This is a genomic window from Pseudomonas baetica (assembly GCF_019733355.1).
Lineage (GTDB): Bacteria > Pseudomonadota > Gammaproteobacteria > Pseudomonadales > Pseudomonadaceae > Aquipseudomonas > Aquipseudomonas baetica_A.
Genome location: NZ_JAIHLQ010000063.1, coordinates 22,322 through 28,408, shown reverse-complemented (window position 1 = coordinate 28,408; position 6,087 = coordinate 22,322). Strand labels below are relative to the sequence as shown.

4 protein-coding genes are annotated in these 6,087 nt (G+C 62.6%); all 4 read right to left on the bottom strand.

Translation table 11 applies throughout. The features are described from left to right. Positions 1–212 precede the first annotated feature (212 nt). The 4 genes from K5E40_RS32045 to K5E40_RS32030 all read right to left on the bottom strand — a co-directional run bounded on the left by K5E40_RS32045 (position 213) and on the right by K5E40_RS32030 (position 6,087). Positions 213–1,883 (bottom strand): ShlB/FhaC/HecB family hemolysin secretion/activation protein, encoded by a 1,671-nt coding sequence (locus K5E40_RS32045; protein WP_221734190.1) that lies wholly within the window; start codon positions 1,881–1,883, stop codon positions 213–215. A 134-nt stretch (positions 1,884–2,017) separates the two neighbouring features. Further along, positions 2,018–3,574 (bottom strand): collagen-like triple helix repeat-containing protein, encoded by a 1,557-nt coding sequence (locus K5E40_RS32040; protein ID WP_221734189.1) that lies wholly within the window; start codon positions 3,572–3,574, stop codon positions 2,018–2,020. Between the two features lie 303 nt (positions 3,575–3,877). Next, the gene (locus K5E40_RS32035; RefSeq protein ID WP_221734188.1) at positions 3,878–4,732 is read right to left on the bottom strand and encodes a MaoC/PaaZ C-terminal domain-containing protein; all 855 of its coding nucleotides are present in this window, start codon (positions 4,730–4,732) and stop codon (positions 3,878–3,880) included. A gap of 2 nt (positions 4,733–4,734) precedes the next feature. Next, entirely contained in the window at positions 4,735–6,087 is a 1,353-nt protein-coding gene (locus K5E40_RS32030) for a 3-oxoacyl-ACP reductase (RefSeq protein ID WP_221734187.1), read from the bottom strand.

Below are 6,087 nucleotides of genomic sequence, written 5' to 3'. Positions count from 1 at the left end.
GGCATCGCGCAGATGGTCATGCTCGCCGAACTGGCGGTGAACCGGGCGCTGGATCGGTTAGACCCGCCGACCTGACTTGCAGGCTGACCGCGTTATCGTTCTTCGCGAGCAAGACCGCTCCCACAGGTTGAAATGCATTCCACGATTTGAAGTGCATACCCCTGTGGGAGCGGGCTTGCTCGCGAAAGCGTTCTGACAGGCGATAACCGGTTCTATAACTGATAACTGAAACTGATGCTGTACCGTGCCCGGCGGTTGAATGTGTCCAGCGCTTCGTCCGACATTGCCTTCGCCGCCTCCAACGAAATGTTGTAGTACTTGGCATCGCCGAACCTCAGCCCGACCGCCGCCGACGACAGATTGTTGGCCTGCACCGGGAGTTTATTGAACCAACTGCGCGAGCGATCGAGCACCACGTAGGGTTGCAGGATGCGCAGCCAATTGCCGTCGCGGTTGAAGCTGTAGTTGACCTCGTACGCCACCCCCCAGCCCTTGTCGCCGGACGCCTGATCGTCGGGGTAGCCGCGACCGAAATTCTGCCCGCCAAATACCGCGCGTTCGCTGTCGGGCAAGGTGTCGTCGCTCCAGTACAACGCAGCCGAGAGCACGCCTTGCCAGTTGTCGAGGAACTTGTCGCTTTGCACCCCGGACAGGCGCAGACGCAAGAAATTGAGGTCCAGCGCGCTGTTGTTGGTTTTCGCCCCCATGCTGTCCAGCCCTTGATACAGGCCGCCGCTGAGGATGCGCAGTTGCCGGGCATCGGCCTTGCGCCAGTCGCTTTCGAAGGCGAGGGCGCGGATGTCGGTGCGCTCCTCGACGCTCAGCGGGTAGCCGATCACTTTATAGCGGGTCTTGTCGTTGACCGCGTAGAGCCGCGAGCCGGCGGTCAGCAGTTCGTTGGACGCTGCAATCAGCGGCAGGGTGAAACCGATCGAGTAGCGATCATTCTCACGGTGCGGTTTGAGTTGCAGGCCATTGTCGAGCAACACGTTGGTGCCGGGGTCGGCACGGTAGCGGGAGGCGGACAGGGCGAGTTGCGTACCCTCGCTGTCGAGGAACTGGTTGTAGTCCAGGCGATAGTAATGCTCGTGGTCGTCACCCGGTGGGAACAGGCCGCTGAGGGTCAGTTGTTCGCCCATGGACGTTTGCGAGTTGCTGCTGACGCCGAGCAGGGCTTGTGTGCCGTTGCGGTTGTCTTCGGTGGTGCTGAGTGTGCTGGTGAACGGTTTGCGGCTGGCCTGGGCGACCAGCGTCGTGGCGCCATCGGTGGTGCCGGGAGGCGGCACCTGGGCCTGAATGGTGACGCCGGGAATGCGCGTCATCAGCGTGGTGTAGCGCTCGAAAGTCTTGCGGGTCAGTGGCCGTTCGGCCTGGATTTTCGCCGCCAGTTTGTCGAGCAGGCCTTTGACCCGGCCGACATCGCCCTGCATTTGTATGTCGCGAACATAGCCTTCGACCAACACAACGCGCGCCACGCCGTCGTCGAAGTTCTGTTGTGGCAGGAACGCGTAGGACAGCAGGTAGCCGTCCTGCTGGTAGCGCCGGGTGATGTTGCGCGTGGCTTCGATCAGATCGGCGAGGCTGCTCTGGTGGCCGATCAGTGGTTTGTAGATGTCGGCCAATTCGTTGAGCGGATAGATCGTGCCGCCTTCGATCTGCACGGTCTTGAGATTGACTTTGGTCTGCATCATCAATGGCTGTGCGGCGGCTGCGCCGGGGTCAGGCACTTGCAGCGGCGTAGCCGTCGGACGATAGGCGTCTGCCGGTAGATTGGGTACGGGCAGGTTGCGAATGGTTTCGTTGCTATTGAGGAAGCTGGGGAGGGTGTCGGCGAGGGCGGCGGAACTGAGACTGAGGAACAGCAGGGATGCCATAAAGCGCATAGGACACTCCGTGGTCAGATCACAGCGCAGGGCTGATGTTCTCCTAAGAAAAAAGCGGAAGACTCGTAGGAATCTTCCGCCCTCAACCAAGAGTAGGCGCTGTATGTGCGGCCGTCGAATCGGCCAGGTGCAATTTAGTGTTTGTTACCACCCAGAGCGCCGGTCAGGCCACCCAGAACACCGCCCAGACCACCGGTGGTGCCGCCGCTGGCGGTGCCTCCGTTGACCAGACCGCCAGCGGCAGTGACGACACCGCCGACGTTGCTGACCAGGCCCCCCACAGCGGTGGTGACCGGGTTATTAGTGGCGGCAATCGCACCGCCGAGATTGCTCACTGCGCTGCCGGCTTGGCCGGTGAGGCTGGCCACAGGACTGCCCAGACCCGTGGCGGCGCCAACCTGTTGCGTCAGGCCGGTGACTGCGCTGGTGACCGGGTTGAGTGCACCGCCGACATTGTTGCCGAGCGCGGCCAACGGCGCGGTTGTGGAGGTGATCGGGCTACCCGAGCCACCGAGGACAGTGTTCAGCGAGGCGACAGCATTGCCCAGCCCGCCCGCCGTCACGCCACCGGCACTGACGGCGCCATTGGTGCTGCCGGCGTTCAAGCCTGTGCCCACGTTGACGACGGCGCCGCCGACCGTTTGCAGCAGGCCAGTACCGCCCAGGCCACCACCGAGACCGCCAAGGCCACCGCCCACGCCGCCACTGGAGCCGGTGCCGTTGGACACCAGGCCGCCAGCCTTGCCGGCGGCGGTGCCCGCGTTGCTCAAAGCGCCGCCGAGGGTGTTGGTCAGCGCATTGCCGTTGCCGGCGCCAGTCACCTTGTCGCCGACACCGTCAACGGTGCTGCCGACTTTCTGGACCACGCCTTTGAGTGGGTCACCCAGGCCTGTGGCATCGCCGATTTTGTCGGTGGTGCTTTCAACCATGGCGATCACCGGCACCAGGCTGCTGCCGAGTTTATTGGTCAGTTGGCTGGTCGGGCCGTTGCTGAGGGTCGTGTTGAGGGTATCGCCGAGCATGGTGACCTTCTGGCCGACACCGTCGAGCACCGGTGCGACTTTGGTGACCACGCCGCCGACCACTGGAACGCTACTGGTTGCGGTTGCCAGTTTGCCGCTGAGGTCGGACACGCCGTCGCCGACATCCTGCACCACGCCACCGACCGAAGCCACGGTGGTGGTCAGACCGTTAGGGTCGGTGGCCAGTTTGCCGATGCCGTTGGTGACGCCGTCACCCAAGGTCGTGACCACATTGCCGGCGGTTCTTGCCGCACTCTGCACGACGCCACCGACCACAGGAACGGTGCTCAAAGAGTCGCCAATCTGGCCGACGCCATCACCGAGGCCACTGACGGTTGTGCCGACATCCTGTACGAGGGTGGTGGTCACCAGTCGTGCGACGGGAGGATTGGTCGGGGTGGTCGGATCGGTTGGGTCTGTCGGATTGGTAGGGTTGGTCGGATCGGTTCCGCCCGTGCCGCCAGTACCACCGGTTCCACCTGTGCCAGCGGTATCACCGCTGCCACCGCTGCTACCAGTCCCGCCAGTGCCGGCGGTTGAACTGTCTGGCGAAGAACTGCCGGAGCTGCTGTGATGGCCGCCACCGCCGCTGCTGCAGCCAGCGAGACCAAGGGAGAGGATCAATGCCAGAGCGATTGCTGATTTGCACCACACGTCTTGAGTTTTCATGATTGAGATTCCTTGCACCTGGTACAACGTTCGTTGTCTTCGATGGCTTGCCGGTCTGTCGCTGGCAATGCCTCGTCCGTGGTGCCAATCTCGATCCGGGCGCTGTTTCACGCCATTCTCTAGATGGTATTAACGCCTTTATATATAGGTTGTTCGCAGTGCCTAAGGACTAATACCCAAGCGATAAGCGCGCAAAAAAAAGCCTTGAAAATCAAGGCTCGGTGTTATTCGGGTCAGGGCAAAAGCCGGAAGAAAACTTAAGTTATATATATACAATTTACGGGTGTTCCCCGGCGCATGAGGTCACCCCATCGGCTGCCAGCGCCCAACCATATGCTCCAGATTCTGCGTGCCCACCAATTGCAATTCCCCGCTGGAGCCCGCGGCTGTGGCGAGCAGTGTCACCTCGCTGGGCAGTCGCACCGGTTTGCGAAAGTACACGGTGATTTCAAGGTTGGCCTTGGGCAAATAATCGGCCAGCGCCGCGAGCGTGCGCGCCTTGTTCCACAAGCCATGGGCGATAGCGGTAGGGAAACCGAACAGCTTGGCGCTGGCCGCACTCAAGTGGATCGGGTTGTAGTCGCCCGAGACCTTGGCATATTGCCGGCCGATGTCTGCCGGGGCTTTCCACTTCGCCACCTCCACCAGCGATTGCGAAGGCTCCCAGTGCTGCTCCAGCGGTTCGCCATCGAGCTTAACGCCGCGACAGAGCATCTGGCTTTCGGCTTCCCACAACGGCCCGAGTTGATCATCCAGCGTGGTCAACACATCGAACGTCGCGCCTTTGGGATGCGGTTGCAGATTGTGCACCCGCACGCTGATTTGTGCGCGACTGATCCCGCCCATCGGCCGCAACACACGGATGCGGTTGCTCAAATGAATCAGCCCCAGCAGCGGGAACGGGAAGTCCTTGGCCGTGAGCAATTGCATCTGCAAGGCAAACGCGAGGACGTGTGGATAAGTCGGTGGCAACAGACCGTCGTCGGCAAAACCGCAGACCTTGCGGTAGGCGGCCAGCCGTTGGCCATCGACATCAACCCAGCAACGCAAGCCGCTGTCGGATAATTGCGTGCCGGTGATCTTGCGTCGCGTCGCTGCCCGCGCATACAGCCCGGGAAGGCTCGGTTCACGGTCCAGTGTGTGCCATTCGATGCTCATGTCTAAGCCCCCAGAACACTTTGTCCACAGACCCGCAACGCCTGCCCGGTGAACGCGCCGGTACCCGGTTGCGCCAGCCACGCGACAGCCTCGGCGACGTCCTGCGGCAAGCCGCCCTGGCCCAGCGAGCTCATGCGGCGCCCGGCTTCACGCAGGCCAAACGGGATGTGTGCGGTCATCTGGGTTTCGATGAATCCCGGCGCCACGGCGTTGATGCTGATGCCGCGTTCCAGCAGCGTCGGCGCCCAGGCTTGCGCCAGACCGATCAATCCGGCCTTGCTCGCGGCGTAGTTGGTTTGCCCACGGTTGCCGGCAATTCCGCTGATAGAGGCGAGCAACACTACTCGCGCGTTGTCGTGCAGAGTGCCGCTGTCGAGCAAGGCTTTGGTTAGCACTTGTGGCGCGTTGAGGTTGACCGCCAGCACGGCATCCCAGAATTCGGGGGTCATGTTGGCCAACGTCTTGTCGCGGGTGATCCCGGCGTTGTGCACCAGAATGTCGAGGCCGTCCGGCAACTGTTCGATCAGTTGTGCGGCAGCGTCCTCGGCGCAGATGTCGAGGGTGATGCTGCGGCCGCCAAGGCGCGCGGCGAGGGCGTCGAGATCGGTCTTGGCCGGCGGCACGTCAAGCAGGATGACGTCCGCACCGTCGCGGGCCAGGGTTTCGGCGATGGAGGCGCCAATGCCTCGCGCAGCACCGGTCACCAAGGCTTTGCGTCCAGCCAGTGGCCGTGTCCAGTCGGTGACCGGTGTCGCACACGCGGTCAGGCGAATCACCTGCCCGGACACGAACGCACTTTTCGGCGAAAGGAAAAACCGCAGCGGACCTTCCAGTTGATCTTCGGCCCCTTCGCCAACATAGATCAGCTGCAGCGTGCCGCCGCTGCGCAGCTCTTTGGCCAGCGAGCGGGAAAACCCTTCGAGTGCCCGTTGGGCGCTGGCGGCGAACGGATCTTTCAGGGTTTCAGGCGCTTGGCCAAGAATCACCACATGGGCGCTGTGCTCAAGATTTTTCATCAACGGCTGGAAAAACTCGCGCAGTTGCTTGAGTTGGTCGGTGTGCTGCAAATGACTGGCGTCGAACACCACGGCTTTGATTTTCGGGCCATGGCCGGGAATCCACGCGGTGGCCATCGACGGTTCGGTGCCATAGCTGTAGATCGCATCGGTCAGGCGGTTGGCGAACGCATTGACGCGCTCAGTCAACGGCCCGCCCCCGATCAGCAGTGCACCGTCCACCGGCCGCAGGCGGCCGGCCTGCCAGCGCTCCAGCCGTACCGGCGACGGCAGGCCCAGAGCCCCGACCAGACGATGGCCGATGGACGAGTTGGCGAAGTCGATATAGCGGTCAGACAT